This is a genomic window from Pontibacter korlensis, assembly GCF_000973725.1.
Lineage (GTDB): Bacteria > Bacteroidota > Bacteroidia > Cytophagales > Hymenobacteraceae > Pontibacter > Pontibacter korlensis.
Genome location: NZ_CP009621.1, coordinates 942,945 through 964,917, shown reverse-complemented (window position 1 = coordinate 964,917; position 21,973 = coordinate 942,945). Strand labels below are relative to the sequence as shown.

18 protein-coding genes are annotated in these 21,973 nt (G+C 47.1%); 3 read left to right on the top strand and 15 right to left on the bottom strand.

Features of this window, described 5'->3' with window-relative positions:
• Nucleotides 1–16 precede the first annotated feature (16 nt).
• The 13 genes from ruvA to PKOR_RS03875 all read right to left on the bottom strand — a co-directional run bounded on the left by ruvA (nucleotide 17) and on the right by PKOR_RS03875 (nucleotide 15,095).
• A complete protein-coding gene (ruvA, locus tag PKOR_RS03935; RefSeq protein WP_046309244.1) occupies nucleotides 17–607 on the bottom strand; it encodes a Holliday junction branch migration protein RuvA in 591 nt (196 codons plus the stop codon).
• Entirely contained in the window at nucleotides 608–2,881 is a 2,274-nt protein-coding gene (locus PKOR_RS03930) for an NADP-dependent malic enzyme (protein ID WP_200897424.1), read from the bottom strand. It lies immediately after the preceding gene.
• A 255-nt stretch (nucleotides 2,882–3,136) separates the two neighbouring features.
• The gene (locus PKOR_RS03925) at nucleotides 3,137–4,660 is read right to left on the bottom strand and encodes a lytic transglycosylase domain-containing protein (RefSeq protein ID WP_046309243.1); all 1,524 of its coding nucleotides are present in this window, start codon (nucleotides 4,658–4,660) and stop codon (nucleotides 3,137–3,139) included.
• Nucleotides 4,661–4,668: 8 nt separating this feature from the next.
• A complete protein-coding gene (gene gatA / locus PKOR_RS03920) occupies nucleotides 4,669–6,105 on the bottom strand; it encodes an Asp-tRNA(Asn)/Glu-tRNA(Gln) amidotransferase subunit GatA (protein WP_046309241.1) in 1,437 nt (478 codons plus the stop codon).
• Nucleotides 6,102–6,320 (bottom strand): Sec-independent protein translocase subunit TatA/TatB, encoded by a 219-nt coding sequence (locus tag PKOR_RS03915; protein ID WP_046309239.1) that lies wholly within the window; start codon nucleotides 6,318–6,320, stop codon nucleotides 6,102–6,104. The genes gatA and PKOR_RS03915 overlap by 4 nt, the downstream gene beginning before the upstream one ends.
• Nucleotides 6,321–6,357: 37 nt before the next feature.
• A complete protein-coding gene (locus PKOR_RS03910) occupies nucleotides 6,358–6,573 on the bottom strand; it encodes a Sec-independent protein translocase subunit TatA/TatB (RefSeq protein ID WP_046309237.1) in 216 nt (71 codons plus the stop codon).
• Between the two features lie 792 nt (nucleotides 6,574–7,365).
• Entirely contained in the window at nucleotides 7,366–8,598 is a 1,233-nt protein-coding gene (locus tag PKOR_RS03905; RefSeq protein WP_046309236.1) for a murein hydrolase activator EnvC family protein, read from the bottom strand.
• Between the two features lie 76 nt (nucleotides 8,599–8,674).
• Nucleotides 8,675–9,427, bottom strand: coding sequence for a lipoprotein insertase outer membrane protein LolB1 (gene lolB1, locus PKOR_RS03900; RefSeq protein WP_046309235.1), 753 nt, complete (start codon nucleotides 9,425–9,427; stop codon nucleotides 8,675–8,677).
• Complete coding sequence (locus tag PKOR_RS03895) at nucleotides 9,420–11,177, bottom strand: tetratricopeptide repeat protein (protein ID WP_046309234.1); 1,758 nt, start codon at nucleotides 11,175–11,177, stop codon at nucleotides 9,420–9,422. The genes lolB1 and PKOR_RS03895 overlap by 8 nt, the downstream gene beginning before the upstream one ends.
• Before the next feature lie 3 nt (nucleotides 11,178–11,180).
• Nucleotides 11,181–12,188, bottom strand: coding sequence for a sugar phosphate nucleotidyltransferase (locus PKOR_RS03890; RefSeq protein WP_046309233.1), 1,008 nt, complete (start codon nucleotides 12,186–12,188; stop codon nucleotides 11,181–11,183).
• A gap of 128 nt (nucleotides 12,189–12,316) precedes the next feature.
• Complete coding sequence (gene dut / locus PKOR_RS03885; protein ID WP_046314060.1) at nucleotides 12,317–12,766, bottom strand: dUTP diphosphatase; 450 nt, start codon at nucleotides 12,764–12,766, stop codon at nucleotides 12,317–12,319.
• An 18-nt stretch (nucleotides 12,767–12,784) separates the two neighbouring features.
• Nucleotides 12,785–14,278 (bottom strand): oligosaccharide flippase family protein, encoded by a 1,494-nt coding sequence (locus PKOR_RS03880; protein ID WP_046309232.1) that lies wholly within the window; start codon nucleotides 14,276–14,278, stop codon nucleotides 12,785–12,787.
• A gap of 34 nt (nucleotides 14,279–14,312) precedes the next feature.
• Entirely contained in the window at nucleotides 14,313–15,095 is a 783-nt protein-coding gene (locus PKOR_RS03875) for an enoyl-CoA hydratase/isomerase family protein (RefSeq protein ID WP_046309231.1), read from the bottom strand.
• Between the two features lie 174 nt (nucleotides 15,096–15,269).
• Between PKOR_RS03875 and mscL the strand changes: the two genes are divergently transcribed.
• From mscL to PKOR_RS03860, 3 genes are all read left to right on the top strand, one after another.
• Entirely contained in the window at nucleotides 15,270–15,719 is a 450-nt protein-coding gene (mscL, locus tag PKOR_RS03870) for a large-conductance mechanosensitive channel protein MscL (RefSeq protein WP_046309230.1), read from the top strand.
• A gap of 15 nt (nucleotides 15,720–15,734) precedes the next feature.
• Nucleotides 15,735–16,694, top strand: coding sequence for a DUF3078 domain-containing protein (locus tag PKOR_RS03865; RefSeq protein WP_046309228.1), 960 nt, complete (start codon nucleotides 15,735–15,737; stop codon nucleotides 16,692–16,694).
• A 92-nt stretch (nucleotides 16,695–16,786) separates the two neighbouring features.
• Nucleotides 16,787–17,137: a hypothetical protein gene (locus PKOR_RS03860; RefSeq protein WP_046309227.1), complete on the top strand. Its 351-nt coding sequence runs from the start codon at nucleotides 16,787–16,789 to the stop codon at nucleotides 17,135–17,137.
• A gap of 364 nt (nucleotides 17,138–17,501) precedes the next feature.
• On the opposite strand, the gene infB is transcribed toward PKOR_RS03860, so the two are convergent.
• Both infB and nusA read right to left on the bottom strand, forming a co-directional pair.
• Nucleotides 17,502–20,600 (bottom strand): translation initiation factor IF-2, encoded by a 3,099-nt coding sequence (gene infB, locus PKOR_RS03855; RefSeq protein ID WP_046309225.1) that lies wholly within the window; start codon nucleotides 20,598–20,600, stop codon nucleotides 17,502–17,504.
• A 119-nt stretch (nucleotides 20,601–20,719) separates the two neighbouring features.
• Nucleotides 20,720–21,973 carry a transcription termination factor NusA gene (gene nusA / locus PKOR_RS03850; protein WP_046309224.1) on the bottom strand — a complete coding sequence of 418 codons (1,254 nt, stop codon included), beginning with the start codon at nucleotides 21,971–21,973 and terminating at the stop codon, nucleotides 20,720–20,722.

Genomic DNA, 21,973 nt, shown 5'->3' with positions numbered 1-21,973 from the left:
AATAGGATATTCTCTCTTATGAAGACTTCAACGCAAACTTTATCAACTCCTCTACACTCAGGCTTCCCCCTTCGCGTTTTATGATTGCGTCCAGCGTTTTTTCGGCAACATTCTTGGCAAAGCCCAATGTTACTAATGCTGATAACGCCTCGGCACGATTTGTATTGTATGCAGCAGCAGATACAGGAGCATCCGTCAGCATCACCTCCTTTTTCATCTTATCCTTCAGTTCCAGGATGATACGCTGAGCAGTTTTAGCGCCTATGCCTTTCACATGCTGAATGGTGCGCACATCTTCGCGCACAATGGCCTGCTGTATCTCCTCCACCGAGAGGGAAGACAGGATCATGAGCCCTGTATTAGGGCCCACGCCTGATATGGAAATGAGGTGTAGAAACGCATCCTTCTCTGCTACTGTGGCAAAGCCATACAAGGTATGGGCATCCTCCTTAATATGCAGGTAGGTGTGCAGCTTACAGCGCTCGCTACCAGGCAGCGAAGAGTACGTACTAAGTGAAATCTTGATCTGATAACCTACGCCATTAGCTTCGATAATGACGTAGGTTGGATCTTTATGAGTTAACTTGCCATCAATATAGGCTATCATCTATATATGCTGATTGTTATAGTTCTGTGCATCTACGACAGCAATGGCTATCATGTTCACGATGTCGCGGACAGATGAACCAAGCTGAAGAATATGTACTGGTTTGCGCATACCCATAAGTACAGGGCCAATTACCTCAACACCACCAATTTCCTGCAGCAGTTTATAAGCAATATTGCCGGCTGTAAGTGTTGGGAAAACCAATGTATTGGCACCTTTTTCTGCTAGTTCGCTGAACGGGTAGTGCTCACGCAGCAGGTTGCGGTTTAAGGCTGTGTTTGCCTGCATCTCGCCGTCAATGAGCAACTCCGGGTAACGCTGTTTCGCTTTACGAACTGCCTCAGCGCCTTTATCAGGAATATCGCCGCGAACAGAGCCGAAGTTAGAGAACGACAGCATCGCCACGCGTGGCTCTGTATCAAAGAAACGGACAGTACGTGCCGTTAAACCGATGATATCAACTAATTCGTCGGCAGTTGGGTTTACGTTTACAGTGGTGTCGGCAAAGAAGTATGGTTCTTTCTGGCCAAGCACAATATACATACCTGCCACCTTGTTCACGCCTTCTTCTACACCTATTACCTGCAGTGCAGGTGATATAGTTTTAGAGTAGTCGCGGGTAAGGCCGGAGATAAGGGCATCAGCCTCTCCTGTGTGCAGCATCATACTGCCAAAGTAGTTACGGTCGCGCATCAGGCGGCGGGCATCAAACAAGGTAACACCCTTGCGCTGGCGCTTTTGGTAAAGTATATGTGCGTACTCTTCCTTCTTCTCTTCTTCAGCCACCGGATCAATGATGATGGCATCATGTAGGTCCATGTTGTTCTCAGCGATGATGGCATGGATGCGCTCCGGGTTACCCAAAAGTATAGGCTTAGCAATGCGCTGCTCCTGTACAATTTGGGCGGCCTTCAGGATCTTGTAGTTATCAGCCTCTGCAAATACTACGGTCTTCGGATCTTTCTTAGCCTGCGTAGTAATACGAGACATCAGCTTCTGATCGATACCAATACGCTCCTGCAGCTCCTGCTCGTAAGCTTCCCAATCAGTAATCGGAATGCGAGCCACGCCACTGTCCATAGCAGCTTTTGCAACCGCCGGCGACACAGTGGTAATCAGGCGAGGGTCCAGCGGTTTCGGGATAAGGTAAAAGCGACCGAAGTTGATCGTGTTATCACCATAGGCTTTGTGTACAATCTCCGGAACAGGCTCCTTTGCCAGGTCAGCCAAGGCATGTACGGCTGCCAATTTCATCTCCTCGTTTATCTCAGTGGCACGCACATCCAGTGCTCCTCTGAAAATGTATGGGAAGCCTAGTACGTTATTTACCTGGTTAGGATGGTCAGAACGACCGGTAGCCATGATCAGGTCTTCGCGTGTAGCCATGGCCACATCGTAAGCGATTTCCGGGTCTGGGTTGGCTAGTGCAAAGATGATCGGGTCGTTAGCCATCAGTTTCACATACTCTGGTGCAAGCACGTTTCCGGCGGAAAGACCTACGAACACGTCGGCGCCTACCATGGCTTCTTCAAGCGTAGTTATCTTACGTGTAGTTACAAACTGTGCACGGTAGATGTCAAGGTCATCACGCTCTGGACGGATGATGCCATCTTTATCGAACATCACGATGTTATCCAGTTTAACACCTAGTGCTACATAAAGCTTGGCACAGGCAATGGCTGCGGCACCAGCACCGTTGATCACCATCTTGATTTCGTCTATCTTCTTATCTACCAGCTCCAGTCCGTTCAGCAGGGCTGCCGACGAGATGATAGCTGTTCCGTGCTGATCGTCGTGCATCAGCGGAATGTTCATCTGCGTCTTCAGGGCGTTTTCAATCTTAAAGCTCTCAGGCGCCTTGATATCCTCTAGGTTGATGCCTCCGAATGTTGGCTCCAGCGACTTTACAATGCGGACAAATTCTTCTGGATCTGTGCTGTCGATCTCAATGTCGAACACATCAATGCCGGCGAACTTCTTAAAGAGTACACCTTTTCCTTCCATCACAGGCTTTGAGGCGTCTGGCCCGATATTTCCAAGGCCCAAAACAGCGGTGCCATTGGAAATTACACCTACCAGGTTACCCTTGGCGGTATATTTATAAGCATTGTCTTTGTCAGCGTGAATTTCTTTGCAAGGTTCTGCAACACCCGGAGAATAAGCTAATGCTAAATCGTGCTGTGTGCTTACCATTTTAGTAGGCACCACCTCAATTTTCCCGGGCTTGCCGTCCATGTGGTAGTTAAGGGCGTCCTCTTTGTTTACTTTGATCATGTTGTGTTGTTGTAAGTGGTATGCTTGCTCAGCTCGGCTTACAATTCTTTAATATTTCCCCTGGTATATCTGGTTAAATACCAATTTTATAAGAATTTACCGTTAATCCAAAGCTGAGCCTTCAAAGATAAGTGGTGCAAAAGTTATGAGAGCAGAAAATGTTGCTTTTTTAACACTATAGCCTCTTTTAGGAAGGTATAAACAAAGAGCACCTCCCGCAAAGAAGGTGCTCCTGGTATAGTGGTATCAAATTGCTTAGCTTAAGATCAGTTTCTGGCCCGGCTTCAGGTTATTAGACTTCAGCTTGTTCAGCTTCTTGATTTGCTCAACGCTAATGCCGTCGTACTTGCGGGAAATTTGCCAAAGCGTATCTCCGGGCTGAACGTGGTAGATCAGCTCTTTCTTCTCTACTACTGATTTTGTTTCTTGCTTTCCATTGTTGTTTGAAGCCAGTACAGTACCTGTAGTAGCCTGGCCCTGCTGCATAATTACCAGGGTTTGGTCAACCTTAATGTTGGTGTTGTTGAGGTTGTTCCACTCTTTTAGCTGGTCTACCGTTACGTCGTGGCGCTTTGCAATTTGTATCAGGTTATCGCCCGGCTGCACTTTATAAGCCACTTTCTCAGTTTTAGCAGGTTCTTTACTTCCAGTAGTCTCTTCTGTTTTAGCAGAAGCGAGCAGTACTGGTGTGTGCTCTGGCTCTCTTGGCTGATGTGAGGCAGGAGCGGCAGCTAAAAGTATACAGTTCTTGTCGTCGTTAGTGGCAAACAGGCTAGCCTTTTCAGAAGGTATGCGCAGTTTGTAGTTTCGGCCAGGTACTGTATGCTTTTTTAGCTCCGGATTTAAATAAGTGAGTTCCTCCACATTAAGGTGAAGCTGCTCTGCTAACTTTTCCAGGTCCAGTTCATGCGTTACCTCCAGGTGTGCCACCTCCGGCTGGTAAAGTATAGAGTCTGAGAAGATGTGGTGCTCACCAGCATATCTCATAGCATAGCGTACAGCAGTCATACTTGGTACGTATCCTCTGGTTTCGCGCGGCAGGTATGGAAATATATCCCAAAATGATTTTTTGCCACCAGCTCTGCGAATAGCTTTGTTTACGTTACCTTGACCGCAGTTATAGGCTGCCAGTGCCAGTTCCCAATCGCCGTAGTACTTGTACAGGCGTCGCAGAAATTGCATAGCGGCCTCAGTAGACTTCTCAGGGTCCAGGCGCTCATCTATATACTGGTTCTGGTCTAGGCCATACTCGCGGCCGGTTGGCTTCATGAACTGCCACAGGCCCGCGGCCCCAACAGGACTTTGCGCCTTGGGGTTAAGGCCTGACTCTACGATAGCCAGGTACTTCAGTTCATCCGGCATGTTGTGCTTTTTGAGGTACTTCTCAAAGAGCGGGAAGTATACGTTTTCGCGCGTGAGCATCGTGCGCGTATACTTGCGATTACGGATGGTAAAGTAGTCGATGAAATTCCTTACATAGTCGTTAAACACCAATGGTATCTCAGACTCCATACAGCTTAGCCTGTCTGCTATCACATCGTTGGGCTCGTTCGGAATTATCTCCACCAGCAACGCCAGTTCCTCCGGCGACAGCATAAGTATGGTGGTATCCTTTTCGACAGTAAGCAGTAGGCTAAGAGAGTCTGTCGGAACCGTAAGTGAATCTAGTGAATAAGACGGTGTCTCAAGCAAACGGCTATGGCCGAGAGCACTGGCGCTAAACGCACAGATGCTGCCAGCCATAGCCGCAAGCAATGTAAAGAATTTGCTGTAAGTCATGTCAAGGTTTATGCTTCAACGGTTATCTTGTCCAGGATGTAATTTGAGAAAGCAAGCAGTTGCGGCTCCTCAAATGAGCGGGTCATTAATTGCAACCCGATGGACAGGCCGTTGGCATCTCGCCCAACCGGAATAGAGATGGCTGGTACGCCTGCAAGCGAGGCCTGAACCGTAAAGATATCAGCCAGATACATGGCCAACGGGTTCGCTGTATTTTCTCCTATCTTAAAAGCTGTAGTAGGAGCTGTAGGCAAGATAAGAAAATCATATGCCTGAAGCAACTCGTCGGTCTTCTCTTTTATAAGGCGCCTAACTTTTTGTGCCTTAGTATAATAAGCGTCGTAATAGTCTGCGCTAAGTACGAAGGTACCTAGCATAATACGTCGCTGTACTTCCTCGCCAAAGCCCTCGGCTCTAGTCTTTTTGTACAACGATGTAAGGTCGGTTACATTTTCTGAGCGGAAGCCATATTTTACACCATCGTAGCGGCCCAAGTTAGAGCTGGCCTCTGCAGTGGTCAGGATGTAGTAAGTAGGCACCATAAAGTCCAAGTAGGGGAAATCCACAGCCTCTACCTCATGGCCTGCATCACGCAGCATGTCCTTTACGCCAAGTATGGCATCCTTAACTTCTGTCTCCAAGCCTTCACGCTCGAAGCAGTCGCGGATGTAACCAATTTTATACTTTTTATCAGTCTGTAATAGCTCGCTGTAAGCTGGCACCTCACGCTGGCTAGCAGTGCTGTCCATACCATCCTGTCCGGCTATTACTTCCAGTAGCAGGGCCGCATCTTCAACATTTTTCGTGATCAGGCCAATTTGGTCGAACGAAGAAGCATAAGCAATAAGCCCATAACGGGAAATACGTGAGTATGTAGGCTTGAAACCTACAACACCACAGAACGAGGCAGGTTGACGTACTGAGCCACCTGTGTCAGAGCCTATAGAGGCAAGGCACAAATCTGCTTGCACAGCTACTGCCGAACCTCCCGAAGAACCACCTGGTACACGGTTAGGGTCGTCAGCATTTAGGACATTCCCAAAGGCGGAGTTTTCATTAGAAGCGCCCATGGCAAATTCATCGCAGTTTTGGCGGCCTATGATAACAGCATCCTCATCAAGTAATCGTTTAACTGCGGAGGCAGTATAAAGCGACTTAAAGCCGTTCAGGATTTTGCTGGAGGCTTGCAGACTGTGCCCCTCATAGGCCAGCACGTCCTTTATGCCTATCACCATACCTGCCAGCTTACCTGCCGTGCCGTCGGCTAACTTCTTATCAACGGCTTCGGCCTGTGCCAATGCCTCATCTTCAAAAATCTCAAGGAAAGCATTCAGCTCAGCCTTCTCCTTAATGTTCTGGAGGTACTGCTCTACCAATTGCCTGCACGAGACCTGGCCATTGGCAATGTCTGTGCGGATGTCTCGTAGCGAATTATACTGTCTCAACCTTTTTTGGACTTAGGATCGTCTTTAATGGACTGCTCTAGTTCATTTTTGATTTCGTTTGTTGCGTCTTTGAATTCCCTCATGCCTCTGCCAAAAGAGCGGGCAATATTTGGAATCTTATCTGCGCCAAACAGCAAAAGGATGGCGGTTAGAATAACCATCATCTCACCTCCACCCAGGTCCCCCAGGAAGAGGAAAACAACATTAAGGCACATTTTGCTACCTTAAAAAGCTATAATAAGCAGGAAGGGATTACTTCGTGGTGCTGTTGTCGTCTTTTACTGAGCTCTCGATGTCGCTCTTAATTTCTTTGGTAGCATCTTTGAACTCGCGGATGCCACGTCCAAGACCTTTAGCCAGTTCAGGAATACGCTTAGCGCCGAACAGTAACAGAATGGCAAACAGAATCAGAACTACTTCTGTACCGCCTAGGCCTCCAATAAATAAGAAAATGTTGGTGATACCCATGTCTTTAATGTTTAAATGTGTGCTACAAAATTAGGGTTAATATTTTAAATAAACCCACATCAGAAGCGATAAGTTTAAAATAGCCAAAAGTATGTAAAATAAGAGTGCTTGGCCCAGAAGTTGTGGGAAATAACCAGCATACTTTATCAAGTATGTATAATCAAAGGAGAAGCCCCAAGGCTATATAACTTTGGCAGGTTTTCCAAATATGGGTTATTTGGTGTGAATTCTATCCCAAATTGGGACTTTTAATTTTTTGGCTATTGTTTTATTTGTTGATAACTAGTACCTTATGGCAAAGGTGGGAATTTGGCACAGAGATTGACAAACTGGGTATGAGCGAAAGCCAGAAACTGTACCTGTGCAAGTAGCTTCTTATTAACGGAGCTGCTGTTAATGGGTTGCCTCACCGCAATTTAACGATGGTAAAATTTTTTTAATGAGGTCAGGTAAAACCGAAACCTTATTCTAAAATAGTAGTATAGCTATACAGGAATGCTTGAAAAGCTATTTGTTTTTGCCTCAAAGTTGCATCTTTATGAATGAGGTTGTAATTTAGTGTCGTGAAATCACTGCAGGGCTTTTGTACCTGCTTTAGATATAAATATTAAGTTTGTTTTCATAGCTTGGAAAGGCACCCTGCACTGTGGGGTGTTTTTTTATTTTAGTGCTGTTCAGTTTTAACACAAACGGCCTTTAGTTATTTTACTGGGTTTGCCTGGGGGAGGTAGATCCAAAAGAGAAAGCCACGGCATTTGCCGTGGCTTTTCTGCTTTATAGCTGTTCGCCCTTCTACTGTTTCACTATCCAGCTTTCAGGGTTCATGTTGGAGCTGTTCTTCCAGATCTGAAACTGAAGTTCAGTGGTGCCGTCACTGTCTGTATACACAGTACCGATGTTATCTTTTAGCTTAACGGTCTGCCCTGGTTTTACACTTACAGTTTTAAGTTTGGCGTATACCGTAAAGTACTCACCATGTTGTACCATTACAATATTATTCATGCCGGGTACCGACGCCACCGTTAGTACTTTTCCTTCAAATATAGCTCGAGCCGTGGCGCCTTGTGCCGTCTGAATATCTACACCTCGGTTCTCGACTACAACGCCTTTCAGCACAGGGTGATTGTGGCGTCCGAATTTCTGCGAGATAAAGCCTCTTTCTACCGGCCAGGACAGCCTGCCTTTGTTGCCGGCAAACGATGAAGATATGAGGGCTGCCTCTGGTGTAAGTGTAATCTTGTTCGGACTACCGCTAGTTTCCTTACCTGCCGCACGGGCGGCACGGGCGGCACGGGCAATTTCTTCCCGCACAATGTCAGCAATAAGGTTGTCTAGCTTTTTAACTGCCTGCTGGCGCTGTGCTACCTCTTTCTTCAGGTTGCTTTCCTGTTGGCTAAGTCGTGTAATAACACTATCCTGCTGCTGTTTCAGGCTTTGCAGGTTTTTACTTTCAGCTACCTGTTTGCCCAATAGGCTTTTTTTCTGCTGTTTCTTCGATTCAAGTATGGTTAATTGCCCGCTAAGCACTGCCTGTACTTTATTAATCTGCTCAGCCTGTTTTTTGCGTGCTTCTGAATACTGCTGCAGGTAGCGCAGGCGCATCACAAACTGGTTAAAAGAGTCGGAGGCAAACAGGAACATGAGTTTATTATAGCTGTTCGCTGTTTTTGAGGCAGCGTAAACCATCGTGGCATACTCTTCCTTTAGCTTGTCGAGATCTCTTTGTAAGGAGCCAACAATACCTTCTGTCTCCTTTACGTCAGATTCTATAAAATTAATTTCTCGTGAGATGTTGTCGATAACACCTTTCTGAACTGTAATTTTCTCCTTGATGGCATTGAGCTGGCCAATAGAAGCCTGCTTCTGCTTTTTGGTCTGTTGCAGAATCTGGTTAGCTTCTTTTATTCGGGTGAGGTTTTCCTTTTTTTCTTTCTCCAGCTGCGCCTTAGACTTTTTCTGGGCCATAGTGGCCATCGGTAGGCTCAGCAGAAGTAGAAAAAAGGCTATTCTGTAAAGGGCCTTCATCAAAACGGGTAGTTCTTCTTCTCTCAGTCTACAAATATGGTAAATCTATAACGGAAGAACCAACAGGCCCTGAGATTTAATTAAAAGTGAGGTGCTTATAGTCGCCTGGTACTCCGAATGGAAACGAGAGAGGCTCATCTGAAATGGTGACACGGCTATGCTTCAGGGTGAAATCTGAAACTTGCCCTTTTTGTAGTATTTGTGCTATCAGCTCATAAGCAAACGGCACCTGGCCTATAGGTTCGAAGCTGTTATACTTTACTGTAATTGTATTGCCTGTATTGATGTCTTTTGCGTTTAGCTGCTGTAGCTTACTATTCTGGTTGCTGATGTAATAATCGAACGTGAGGTTGTGGCGCTGTTGCTGTATGTACTGCTGCCCTTCAACGCTCATTACCTTTTCGGCACCTACCGATTGATAATTACCTAGAAGTATAGCCTGTAGCACATCAAAGTTTACATCTACCTGCAGCTTGTTTCGCAGAAAACCATAGTCTGTTGCGGCATATTCCTTCTTCAGGCGGTTCATAAAGTATACCGAGTCCTGTGTTAGCATCATGCGGGCAGCCTCAATTCCCAAGCCAGGAAGTACTGACACCCAAATTACACTATCCTTCTGCATACGGATGCTTACACCTGAGGACAGGTTGTCGTTCTTGTCGTTCAGGGTAATCTGCCCTTTGGTGCTTAGGTAAGTAAAGTCGAGGTTATTAACTTTTACCTCTCCAACAGTGGTAGTGGTGGTGGAGGCTGTGGTAGGTGCAGTTTCCTTCTTGCAGCCTGCCAGTAACAGCAGGCCGAACAGGAAAAGCAGCATGTGCTTACTCATACAGTTTCTTCTCTTTTATCTTTCTATCGATAAATGCGGAGGCTTCTCCTTTTAATTTGGCTTTTTGCCATTGGCTTACAGCTTCTTCTTGCTTGCCTAATTTAAAGAGCACGTCGCCATAATGCTCTACAATGGTGGCATCATCGGAGATAGCCACTGCTTGCTCTAGGTACTTACGGGCTGTTGTGTACTCGCCCATCTTGTAAAGCACCCAGGCATGGGTATCTAAATAGGTAGGGTTATTAGGGTGCAGCTTTATAAGCTGCTCTGACATTTGCTTGGCACGGGGTAAGTTCTCACCTCTTAGAGAGAGGAAATAGCTATAGTTGTTTAGCACGTGCTCGTTGTTAGCGTCCTGCGCCAGCACAGCTTCATAAGCCGCGTCAGACTTTTGGTAATCTTTCAGGGAGTTATAACCATCACCCAGCTGCATGTTAAACTGTAGAACCAGTTCTGGTTCCCCAATAGACAAGCGCTTGCCATACTCCAGCGCCTTTACGGCCTTTTCATAATTCTTTTCAATCAAATGGCCTGTGCCGCTGTAGAACCAAAACACAGCCTGGTTCGGGAACAACTCCAGCGCCTGCTCTGCATGCTTAACCATGGCTGCAGGTTCCTCCAGTTCAGCATCTAGCAACACTATTTGCTGCCAAATCTTAAAATGGGAATCATCCAGCTTAACTGCTTTCAGATAGTTGTTGCGCGCAACTTCCTTCCGACCCACTATTGTCTGCAGGTCAGCAGCTACGGCATAGGCTTTGGCTTCATCTGGGTGTTTCTCTATAGTGAGATCTACCAGCTCCAAAGCCACTTCCTCTATCTGTGGGTTTGGCAGCTGCCGTATGAAATCTACTAGTATTCGAACTTTAGTGTCTATATCAAGCTCTGCACTGGCAAAAGCTAATTTCACCTGACGCTCCGACTCCGTAAACTCGCCTTTCTGGCGGCTCAGGTCTGACAGCATAAGATGAGCAAAGGGGTTGTTCGGGTCCAGGCGCAGTGCCTTGTTAAGCGTTGCGATAGCGTCGTCAGTGCGTCTGGCTGCATTATACAGCTCCGCCTGAGAGAGGAAGTACTGCATCTCAGTTGGGTACGCCTTCAGTAGCTTTTCTCCTTCAGCAATTGCCTTGTCTACATTTTTCTGGCGCAGGTATATCTGCTGGCGGTTTACCAGGAGCTGTTCCATCTCGCCAAACTCTTTTTCTATGCGATCATAGGTGCGCAGCGCATCGTCGTAGCGAGACTGAGACAAGTACAGGTCTGCAAGGTTGAAGAGGTATTCGTTGGAGTTAGGCACGTTGCGCAGCAGGTCATTAAAGGCCTGTGCAGCGGCATCATACTGCTGTTGCTCTGCGTAGAGCTGCGTTAGCAGCAGGTAATAATAAGCGTTTGTTTTCTCAAGGTTAACAGCTGCCAGGGCAAAAGGCATAGCCGACTTTGGCTCCCGCAAGTGCAGGTATGTTTCGCCAATCTTATAGTTTAAAGCAGCGTTGTTGGGAGTAACAGTGTAGGCTTTTTGAAAAAGCTGGAGGGCTTGTTGATAGTCCTCCAGCATAAAATATTTCATTCCATCCAGAAACATTGCCTCGCTTATCTGCCTGTCACGCTCGCTCGGTGCTTGCACCTGTGGTGCCGGGGCCTCCTGTTGCGGAGCTTTGCCTTTCTTTTTGTTGTTTTGGGCCTCAGCAGTGCCTGTGGCTATAAAGGCCAGACAGCAGGTGGCAAGTATGAAGTTTCTGTATGTGGTCATGTATTACTCAGCAAGTGTGTTGTAGTCGCCTAGGCTGAGGTCAGACTGGCGGCCTTCAAACACAACAAAGTTGCCGAGCATTGAGTTTGCAACATTGCCGTTTTTGAGGCTTGTGTTCTCCTGAATGATGGAGTTGCTTACCACAGAGTTGTACACACTTGTGTTGTTACCAATAGAAACGTGCGGACCAACTACTGAATTTGTGATCTTTGCGTTTTCACCAATGTATACAGGAGGTATGATAACTGCGTTCTCCAGCTTCGCCGATGTTGCCACCAGGCCTTCCTCATCCTTTATATACTCTAAATAGCGTTGATTAGTATAAACTGTTGCGTTTTTATTTCCGCAGTCAAGCCATTCTGAGATAACGGCAGGTATAAACTTGGTGCCCTTGTTCTTCATGTTCTCCAGGGCATTGGTTAGCTGATATTCGCCTTTATCCTTGATGTCGTTATCGAGTAGGTACTGCAGCTCGTCGCGCAGGTAAGCGCCATCGCGGAAGTAGTAGATACCGATAATAGCCAAGTCAGAAATAAATTCCTGTGGCTTTTCTACAAAATCAGTAATCTCGTTGTTCTCATTCAGCTTGATAACTCCAAAAGGACGTGGATCCTCTACGCGCTGTACCCAGATAGTGCCATCGGCGTTTGTGTCGAGCTGGAAGTCAGCGTTGAAAAGTGTGTCGGCAAAAGCAACCACCACTTTACCCTCTAAAGATTCTTTAGCGCAAAGTATAGCATGAGCTGTGCCTAGTGCCTCCTCCTGGTATACAATAGTACCTTTGGCGCCTACCTGAGTGGCAATTTCCTTTAGGTCTTTTTCTACCTGCTCGCCGAAATGGCCAATAATGAAAGCTACTTCTTCAATAGGCTCGTGACATACTTTTGCAATGTCCTCTACCAGACGCTGTACAATTGGCTTGCCCGCGATAGGTATCAATGGTTTAGGAACTGTAAGTGTGTGGGGGCGCATACGCTTGCCCATTCCGGCCATCGGTATGATAATCCTCATAGCAGTTTTTTTGTGTTCTAAGTTTTATTTTCAGCTGTAGCTTTTGCTACAGTAATAGTAATCCGTAATTAGTGTCCGCTACCTTTTAGCTTAACTTAAAGTATAGACTGGCATGCACCTGTTTCGGGCTATTTGGTGCCGGTACTGCCGTAGCCGCCTGCGCCGCGCTCGGTGTCGGGAAGGCTGCTTGCCTCCTGCCACGCTACACGCTCATACTTGGCAACAACCATCTGGGCAACACGCTCTCCGTCTTCCACCACAAAGTCCTGGTCCGACAGGTTAACCAGCAACACTTTTATCTCGCCGCGATAATCTGCGTCTATCGTGCCTGGGCTGTTAACAATGGAAATGCCCTGCTTGTACGCTAAGCCGCTTCTCGGGCGAATTTGTGCCTCGTGCCCCTCTGGGAGTTCTATGAAAAGCCCGGTTGGGATAAGGGCACGCTGCAGTGGCTTCAACGTAACTGGCGCCTCCAGGTTTGCCCGCAGGTCCATGCCTGCAGAATGTATTGTTTGGTAGCTCGGTAAATCGTGCTTTGATTGATTAATGACGTTAACCGGCAGGTTCTTGTTGTTCATCATCTCTAAATATACATATTATAATTTAAGGAAGCGAGGACGCTCCCGCAGCCATACTACTATGGCGAATACGGCACAAATGCCCAAGTGGTAGGCATGGCGGAGCCAAAAGTCCTGTATCTCAACTTCTAAAGCCAACCACACCAACCCGGTTGCCAGCAGCACATAAGCAAGTATGGTTTTTACAGGGTAAGGGATAGGGTAATGGCGGTTGCCCAGCAGGTAGCTAGCCACAGCCATACTCAGGTAGCAAATAAGCGTAGCGATGGCAGAGCCCATATACCCAAGTACAGGTATCAGCAGCAGATTAAAAATTATAGTAACAGCTGCCCCTCCAAAGCTGATGTAGGTGCCAAAATGTGTTTTATCCGTCAGCTTAAACCACACTGATAAGTTGTAGTATACGCCCAGAAACAGGTTGGCCAATAGCAGCACTGGCACTACCATAATGCCTTCGCGGTACTCCTGGCTACGCAGTAGAAGAGCGAAGTCTTCCAGGTTAGCTGAGATGAAAAGAAAAATGAAGGCACAGGCAATTACAAACCACTTCATTACCAAAGCAAAGGTTTGAGGAGAATTCTTGTCCTGTGCCTGCGAAAAGAAAAAAGGCTCAGCAGCATAGCGAAAGGCCTGTATGGTAAGCGTCATGAAGATGGACAGCTTATAGCAGGCGCTATAAACACCAACAGCAGCCATGTTGCTCATGTTAGGGTAAAAGCTTTCGGGTAACCACTGTTCCAGCAGAATCCGATCGATTACCTCGTTTACCATCCCGGCTAAGCCCATAAAAAGCAGCGGATACGCATACTGCCACATGGGTTGTATTACTTCTTTGCTGAGGTGAAACTTATAGTCGCGGAATTCGCGCCAGAGCATAGGTAAGAGCAGGGCATTTGCCACCAGGTTTATCAGGAAAATATAGCCTACCCCAAAGGCAGGATTGTGGATACTTGTGACAAGTGGGCGTAGCCCTTGCAAGTAATCTCCCTGGTAAATGTCGCGGCACAGTACTAAGAAGAACAGGTTAGCGCCAACAGTAAGTAGAATGTTGGTGAGCTTGATACCAGCAAATTTAATGGCCTTGTTCTCCAGGCGGAGGCGGGCAAAAGGTATGGCCACAATGGCATCTATGGCCAGCACCAGCGCCAGCCATACCACATACTCCCGTTGTTCTGGATACCCAATGTAATTGGCAATGGCACCGGAGGCAAGTATAAGGATGGCCGTAAACGTAATGCTGCTGCAGATGATGAGGCTGAGTACCTGGTTATAGTACTTGCGCCAGTCTGCGCCAGCCTTGTTTGCAAAGCGAAAAAAGGCCGTCTCCATACCATACGTGTACATGATGTTGAAGAAGGCTACAAAGGCGTAGAGGTACGACACCACACCATACTCCTCCGGCAGGAATACGGCTGTATAAACCGGAACGAGCAGGTAGTTCAGTGCCCGGCCTACAATGCTGCTCAAACCATAGGCAGCAGTCTGCCCGACCAATTTCTTGGCTATACTCATGCGTTATTTCTAGGGGTCGGGGAGGGGCTTGTTCTTAGTTTCCTGTGAAGTTAGCCTTGCGCTTCTCCATAAAGGCGCTGGTTCCTTCTACAAAGTCTTCAGAGGTGCAGCAACGGGCGAAAGCATTGGCTTCTGTCTGATAACCATTCTCGTCTTTGTTGAATACGGCATTCACACATTCAATCACAAGTCCTATGGCTAACGGAGCTTTGCCCATGATCTTCTCCATTATCTCAACGCTTTTAGACATCAACTCTTCCTGTGGCACCACATGGTTCACCAGGCCCAGTTGCAGGGCTTCCGGTGCAGTAACCATATCAGCGGTCATCATCAGCTCCATAGCTTTTCCTTTGCCTACCAGTTGTGTCAGGCGCTGCGTACCACCATAGCCTGGTATTAGGCCCAGGTTTACCTCTGGCTGGCCAAAACGTGCGCTTTCTGAGGCCACACGGATATGGCAGGCCATCGCTAACTCACAGCCGCCACCCAAAGCAAAACCATTTACGGCAGCTATCACGGGCTTATTGCTGCGCTCAATCATGGCAAAAACTTCTTGGCCTCTTTCAGCAAAACTACGGGCTGTTACCTCACTAAGCTCGGCAATCTCTGTAATGTCGGCACCTGCTACAAAGGCTTTTGCACCGGCACCAGTAATGATGGCTCCTTTTATGCTAGCATCATCATACACTTGCTGCATCGCATTCCTTATCTCCCTGATTGTCTCGATGTTCAGGGCATTCAGCTTATCAGCGCGATTGATGGTAATGGTTAGGATACCATTTTGCTGGTTGAGCAGGAGGTTTTCGAATATTGCCATATTTTAGTGTCAATTCTTGTTAGAATCTGTTTTCTTTGTCACAAATATAAGGATTTAGTTCTATTCTGAACAGCTATCAGCAGTTCAGTCAATCAGAGATCAAAAGCTGATGCAGTGGGTATTCCTGAATGTTTCCTATAGCTGCAGATTAGTTTTCAATCTTAAAATATACGTATGGGATTTTTCGCGGAGTTCAAAAAGTTTGCTGTAAAAGGTAACGTTATCGACTTGGCAGTGGGTGTGGTTATTGGCGCCGCCTTTGGCGCGATCACTAAGTCGTTGGTGGACGACATTATTATGCCGCCACTTGGCATTCTTATTAGCGGCATCAACTTCTCCTCGCTACAGCTCGTGTTAAAGGAGGCTGTAATTGAGAACGGAGAGGTCGTATCGCAGGCTGTTGCAATCCGGTATGGCAACTTTCTTCAGGTAGTCCTGAACTTTCTTATCATAGCTTTTGCTATTTTCCTGCTGGTGCGCACCATCAACCGCATGCGTGAGCACGAAGCTGCCAAGCCAGCTCCGCCTGTAAATAAGCAGGAGGTGCTTTTAGCCGAAATCCGTGACCTGCTGAAGAACCAACCGCAGGATCCTTCCGCTGATCCACAAAACAAAGTTGTTTAAGTCTATTTCTAAATCATGTTTTCTTCTTTTAGCCGTACTTTTTTACTCTTATTACTAGTTCTTACTTCTCTGGCTGCTACTGCAGTAGCACAAGAGGCCCCAAAAGCTCCGCAAGACACAGTAAATATATGGGACTTTGGAGGCTTAGGCACTGTCAACTTCAGCCAGGTTAGTCTTTCTAACTGGGCTGCTGGTGGCCAGAATACTGTTTCTGTGTTGGGTAATGCTAACCTATTTGCAAACTACGAGCAGGGCAAAAACACATGGAATAACTCTCTGGATCTGACTTACGGATTGGTAAAGCTGGAAGGCAGGCGCGTACAAAAAAGCGATGATAAATTGGAGCTTAACCTTAAGTATGGATACCGTGCCTCAAAGCGCTGGTTCTATACTTCTCAGCTGAATATCAAGACACAGCTTACACCTACTTACTCTATTACCCGCGATACGCTTATCTCTAATTTCTTTTCGCCTGCTTCTGTACTTGCTTCCCTGGGTATGGACTATAAGCCTAATAGTAAGCTGTCGGTGTTCATATCGCCCTTCACAGGTAAGTTTACTATAGTGGCAAACCAGCGACTAGCTGATAGAGGCGCCTTTGGTGTAGAGCGTGCTGAAAAAGATGTAGAAGGTAACCCAATACCGGGGACAGGTAAGCACCTGCGCCGTGAGTTTGGTGGGTACGTGAACGTGCGTTACAAGAATGAGATTTTTAAAAATATTACTCTCCAATCTAAGCTGGATTTATTCTCTAACTACCTTCGCAACCCGGAAAATGTGGATGTGAACTGGGAAAACCTTTTGAACTTTAAAGTGAACAAGACAATATCAGCAAGTCTTTTTGCCCACATGATCTATGACGATGATGTAAACATTGATGTGGACAGAGATGGTGATGGTAAAACTGATGGAAGAGGGCCGCGACTTCAGGTGAAACAAACGCTAGGAATAGGGATTTCGTACAAATTTAAATAGTAGGAATTTTCTGCTGCAGCTTTTCGTTTAGGAAAAAATGTATACTTTTAGAACATGTTTACGTTGTATACACTGAACATAAACAAGCTGTTATGAAGAAACTGATCCTTTTGCTGTTCTCTCTTGGTATTGTACTTTTCGTTTCAGAAGCCAAAGCCCAGTCATCTTTAAGCAGTGACAGTGGCAAGGACGAATATTGGGGTACTGCCAAGGCTGAGACTAAAGGTGCTTCTGTGGATGCTGTAGGGCGTCGTGCAACAGGCCTTGATACGCGCTATAACACGTATGAGGGTGAAACACGCTCTAGCTTTGCCAAGCGCAGAATTGCCAACAGCAAACGCATGAAAGAAATATTGAAGAAGGAAGACCAGATGATGAAGAAGCGTAAGCGCGACCAGCGCCGCCTTCGTAGACAAGGCCTTCTGAAGAACCCGAATGACTAATTATCATAAGATTTAGATAATTCCAAAAGGAGGGCTGCTCAATAGAGTAGCCCTCCCTTTTTGTCTGCCGGGCAGTACATGCTGTTGAAGATTCCCGCCTTGTCAAGTTGTTGTAAAGAGTACTGTGCTGTTGTTAAAGTTTTAATATTTGATGCTGCTTTATAAGAGAGAAAGCAATTTTATTAGTGTGTCAGGCTTTTCCCTCAACAAGCAGATCTTTTATACTTGTAAGTAATGATTCTTGTAAGGGGGCTTCTACTGTAAACCCTTAGGCGGTGTGATTACATGTTCGTTTTGTAGTAAAATATAATCCCCCGGCAACTTTTAGGCCACCGGGGGATTATATTTTAAAGTATGTTCTTTATTATAGCGTACGCTTTACTTCTTTCTCTACATAGGCTTCAATGATGTCTCCAACTTGAATATCATTGTATCCTTTTAAACTGATACCGCACTCGTAGCCTTGTCTAACTTCTGCAACATCGTCTTTGAAGCGCTTCAGAGCCAGTATCTCGCCATCGTGAACTACAATGCCTTCTCGTACCAGACGTACCTTCGCGTTACGCTGCACCGTACCATCTGTTACCATACAGCCTGCAATAGTACCCACTTTGCTGATCTTGAACACCTCACGAACCTCAACGTTACCGGTAATCTCCTCTTTCAGGGTTGGAGCAAGCATACCTTCCATGGCATCTTTTACCTCGTTGATAGCATCGTAGATGATTGAATACAGACGTACATCAATTTGCTCTTGCTCAGCCAGCCTACGTGCGTTTGCTGACGGACGAACCTGGAAGCCGATAATGATTGCATCAGAGGCTGAGGCAAGCAGAACATCAGATTCAGATATGGCACCCACACCTTTGTTGATGATGTTTACCTGTACCTCGTTTGTAGAAAGCTTCAGTAATGAATCTGAAAGGGCTTCTACTGAACCATCCACGTCACCTTTAACAATTACGTTAAGCTCTTTGAACGTACCGATTGCCAAACGACGACCAATCTCATCCAGAGTGATGTGCTTACGTGTGCGCAGGCTTTGCTCACGCTGCAACTGAGATCTGTTAGAAGCGATTTCCCTTGCTTCACGCTCAGACTCCATTACCACGAACTTATCACCTGCTTGCGGCGCGCCATCCAGGCCGAGTAGCTGTACTGGGGTAGATGGACCTGCCTCTTTCATTCGCTTACCACGGTGGTCGGTCATAGCCTTAACTCTACCGTAATGCGAACCAGCTAGAACCACATCGCCTATTTTAAGCGTACCTGTTTGTACCATTACTGTAGCTACATAACCACGGCCCTTATCTAGTGAGGCCTCGATTACGCTACCAACAGCAGCTCTGTTAGGGTTAGCTTTTAGCTCAAGTAATTCAGCTTCAAGCAATACTTTCTCTAACAGGTCTTCTACACCTAATCCTGACTTAGCTGATACTTCCTGAGACTGGTATTTACCACCCCATTCTTCCACCAAAATATTGACATTTGCCAGTTCCTCACGGATCTTGTCCGGGTTGGCTGTAGGCTTATCTACCTTATTAAGCGCAATTACAATTGGTACACCCGCAGCCTGTGCGTGGTTAATAGCCTCTTTTGTCTGAGGCATCACCGCGTCGTCTGCTGCTACCACAATAATAACTACGTCTGTTACTTTCGCACCACGAGCACGCATCGCTGTAAAGGCTTCGTGACCAGGTGTATCCAGGAAGGTAATGGTACGACCGCTTTCTGTTTTTACCTTATAGGCACCAATGTGCTGCGTAATACCACCGGCCTCACCGGCTGTAACGTTGGCGTTTCGGATGTAGTCGAGTAGGGAAGTTTTACCGTGGTCAACGTGACCCATGATCGTAACGATCGGAGCGCGGTCCACCAGATTCTCTTCATTTTCTTCTACAATACCCTCCAGTCCTTGTTCTTCCTCGGATGTGATGAAATCCACAGAGTAACCAAACTCATCGGTAATGATGGTGATGGCCTCTGCATCCAGGCGCTGGTTGATAGATACAAACATACCAAGCTGCATACACACCTTGATAACTTCGTTCACGCTAACATCCATAAGAGCAGCCAAGTCGTTTGCCGAAACGAATTCGGTTACGCGCAGTGTCTTAGACTCTGCCTGCTCTGCCATGCGACGTTCTTCCGTAGCATCTGCAATAGCTGAACGCTTCTCACGACGATACTTGGCGCGGTTACCTCCACCTCCTTTGCCGCCACTTAGTTTGGCAAGAGTAGCTTTAATCTGCTCCTGGATTTCCTTATCAGAAACCTCAGTTTTCTCAGGTCTAACTGGTTTACCTTTGCCTGGTTTTCCTGGACGTTGGTTGTTGTTACGGTCTGGGCGTCCGCCTTGCTGATTAGCTGGCTGGATAGGGCGCTGGTTGCCCTGGCCTCCTCCGCCTTGCTGCTGCTGGCCGCCACCACCGCCACCTTGTTGTTGCTGGCCACCTTCTGTAGCCACCATAATGCGCTTGCGCTTTTTCTTTTTGCCTTTGCGGTCGTCTGAGGATGCAACTGGCTTAGCGCCTTTTCTGCGCGACTCTACTGGCAGTTCAATTTTGCCTAGTACAGTTAGACCTTTTAGCTGGTCTGCTTTTGCTGTAATCTTTTCTATATCTTCTTTGGTTTCTGTGCCTTTGTTCGCCTCTGCAGGTGCGGCCGGTTGCTGTGGCTCCTTCTCTGCGGTTGGCTCTTTTGGTGCTGGTGCTGGGGCAGCTGGTTTTTCAGCTGCTGGTGTGGCCGGTGCCTCTGGCTGCTTAGGCGCTTCTGGCTGCTGAGGCTTGGCAGGCGCCTCAGGTGCTTTAGCGGCTGGTGCTGCAGGGGCTGGTGCTGCAGGGGCTTCTGGCTGTTTAGCTGGTTCCTCAGCTTTAGGTGCCTCAACTGGCTTGGCTGGCTGAGCAGGCTCTTCGGCCTTCGGGGCCGCAGGAGCTGCTGGTGCAGGTGCCGGCGTTGGGGCAGGAGCTGGGGCTGGTTTTTCTTCAGCCTTCGGTGCTTCGGCCTTTGGAGCTTCAGGCTTTGGTTCTGGTTGCTTAGCTACCGGTCGGCCTTTTGCATCTAGCTCTATCTTGCCTAGCACTTTAATGCCAGGAAGCTTAGATGCTGGCTCCGTAGGAGCCTCTTCCTTTTTAGGGGCCGGGGCAGGCGTCTCAGGTGTTTTAGCGTTCTTAATCAGGATTTCTTCCTCTGGCTCTTTTGCCTTTTTAGGCTCATGCTCCGACTCAATAACCTGGTTGTTCTGCGGCTTTTTACCAATATGGATCTCATCTGCCTCCTGCTTTTCCTGCATGGACGCAGCGAACTCTTTAGCCAGCATATTGAACTGCTCTGCCGTGATCTTGGTGGTTGGTTTATTTTCCACCTCAAACCCTTTAGCAGAGAGGTAATCCACGATAGTAGATGTACCAATGTTTAAAGTAGTCGCAACCTGTTTAAGCCTCCTTGTTTTTTCTTCTGCCATTTTGTTCTAATATGCTGTCTATTATTCTGTGTTAAAAGTATAGTTGCCTTACCTAAAGGTATAAGCTGTGCCCCGTGCAAACTTTTTTCAAAATTAGCGCAACCGAGCACAACTCACAACTATTGATTGTCTTCTGATTCAAACTCTTCGCGGAGGACAGAAAGCACATCTTCAATTGTTTCTTCCTCCAGCTCAGTGCGGCGAAGCAGATCTTCTTTGCTTACTGCCAGCACACTTTTCGCGGTGTCTAAGCCAATACGGCGCAGTTCTGCAATTACCCAATCTTCGATCTCGTCTGTGAACTCTTCCAGGCTGATGTCTTCCTCATAAGTCTCGGACTCGCGGAATACATCAATTTCCATATCCACCAAGCGGCTGGCAAGTTTAATGTTCTGTCCGCCTTTACCGATTGCCAGGGATACCTGGTCAGGCTTCAGGAATACAGATACTCTGCCATTTTCCTCGTCGATTTTCATGCTGCTGATCTTAGCTGGGCTCAGCGCACGCTGGATATACAGCTCCAGGTTCTCCGTGTAATTGATTACGTCGATATTCTCGTTCTCCAGCTCACGTACGATGCTATGGATGCGAGAACCTTTCATACCTACGCAAGCACCTACTGGGTCTATACGGTCGTCGAAAGATTCTACGGCTACCTTTGCACGCTCACCCGGCTCACGTACGATCTTCTTGATAGCAATCAGACCATCAAAAATCTCCGGAACTTCGTTCTCAAACAGACGCTCCAAGAAGGTAGGAGAGGTACGTGAAAGAATGATCTTAGGATTACCGTTCACAATCTCTACACGCTGTACTACAGCTCTTACTACATCACCTTTACGGTAACGATCTTTTGGAATCTGTTCGCCTTTAGGTATTAGCAGTTCGTTCTCTTCCTGATCTAGCAATAACACCTCACGGTTCCATACCTGGTATACTTCTCCTGAAATGATCTCGCCAACCAGGTCCTTATACTTCTGGAACAGCAATTCTTTCTCCATATCCTTGATACGCTGGATCAGTGTCTGACGCGCTGTAAGTACGGCGCGGCGGCCAAAGTCTTCCAGTTTTACCTCTTCAGATACTTCCTCGCCTACCTCAAAGTCAGGCTCAATCTTGCGAGCATCTGATAAGGCAATCTTATCATGGTCCCAGATGTCCTCAGAGTTGTCGTCCACAATCTCGCGGTTACGCCAAATCTCCAGGTCTCCCTTCTCCACATTCAGGATGATGTCGAAGTTCTCATCGGTGCCCCACTTTTTGCGGATCATGGTGCGGAATACATCCTCCAGGATGCGCATCATGGTCGGGCGGTCTATGTTCTTGAATTTCGCAAATTCGGCGAACGACTCGATCAGGACTGAACTGTTCAT

Excerpts from the sequence above, each read along its gene's own strand:
- PKOR_RS03925 (WP_046309243.1), bottom strand. The coding sequence starts at position 4,660 with ATGACTTACAGCAAATTCTTTACATTGCTTGCGGCTATGGCTGGCAGC.
- PKOR_RS03890 (WP_046309233.1), bottom strand. The coding sequence starts at position 12,188 with ATGAGGATTATCATACCGATGGCCGGAATGGGCAAGCGTATGCGCCCC.
- lolB1 (WP_046309235.1), bottom strand. The coding sequence starts at position 9,427 with ATGAGTAAGCACATGCTGCTTTTCCTGTTCGGCCTGCTGTTACTGGCA.
- nusA (WP_046309224.1), bottom strand. The coding sequence starts at position 21,973 with ATGAACAGTTCAGTCCTGATCGAGTCGTTCGCCGAATTTGCGAAATTC.
- PKOR_RS03895 (WP_046309234.1), bottom strand. The coding sequence starts at position 11,177 with ATGACCACATACAGAAACTTCATACTTGCCACCTGCTGTCTGGCCTTT.
- PKOR_RS03860 (WP_046309227.1), top strand. The coding sequence starts at position 16,787 with ATGAAGAAACTGATCCTTTTGCTGTTCTCTCTTGGTATTGTACTTTTC.
- PKOR_RS03865 (WP_046309228.1), top strand. The coding sequence starts at position 15,735 with ATGTTTTCTTCTTTTAGCCGTACTTTTTTACTCTTATTACTAGTTCTT.
- PKOR_RS03930 (WP_200897424.1), bottom strand. The coding sequence starts at position 2,881 with ATGATCAAAGTAAACAAAGAGGACGCCCTTAACTACCACATGGACGGC.
- PKOR_RS03905 (WP_046309236.1), bottom strand. The coding sequence starts at position 8,598 with ATGAAGGCCCTTTACAGAATAGCCTTTTTTCTACTTCTGCTGAGCCTA.
- PKOR_RS03915 (WP_046309239.1), bottom strand. The coding sequence starts at position 6,320 with ATGTGCCTTAATGTTGTTTTCCTCTTCCTGGGGGACCTGGGTGGAGGT.
- ruvA (WP_046309244.1), bottom strand. The coding sequence starts at position 607 with ATGATAGCCTATATTGATGGCAAGTTAACTCATAAAGATCCAACCTAC.
- PKOR_RS03875 (WP_046309231.1), bottom strand. The coding sequence starts at position 15,095 with ATGGCAATATTCGAAAACCTCCTGCTCAACCAGCAAAATGGTATCCTA.
- mscL (WP_046309230.1), top strand. The coding sequence starts at position 15,270 with ATGGGATTTTTCGCGGAGTTCAAAAAGTTTGCTGTAAAAGGTAACGTT.
- dut (WP_046314060.1), bottom strand. The coding sequence starts at position 12,766 with ATGAACAACAAGAACCTGCCGGTTAACGTCATTAATCAATCAAAGCAC.
- PKOR_RS03880 (WP_046309232.1), bottom strand. The coding sequence starts at position 14,278 with ATGAGTATAGCCAAGAAATTGGTCGGGCAGACTGCTGCCTATGGTTTG.
- infB (WP_046309225.1), bottom strand. The coding sequence starts at position 20,600 with ATGGCAGAAGAAAAAACAAGGAGGCTTAAACAGGTTGCGACTACTTTA.
- PKOR_RS03910 (WP_046309237.1), bottom strand. The coding sequence starts at position 6,573 with ATGGGTATCACCAACATTTTCTTATTTATTGGAGGCCTAGGCGGTACA.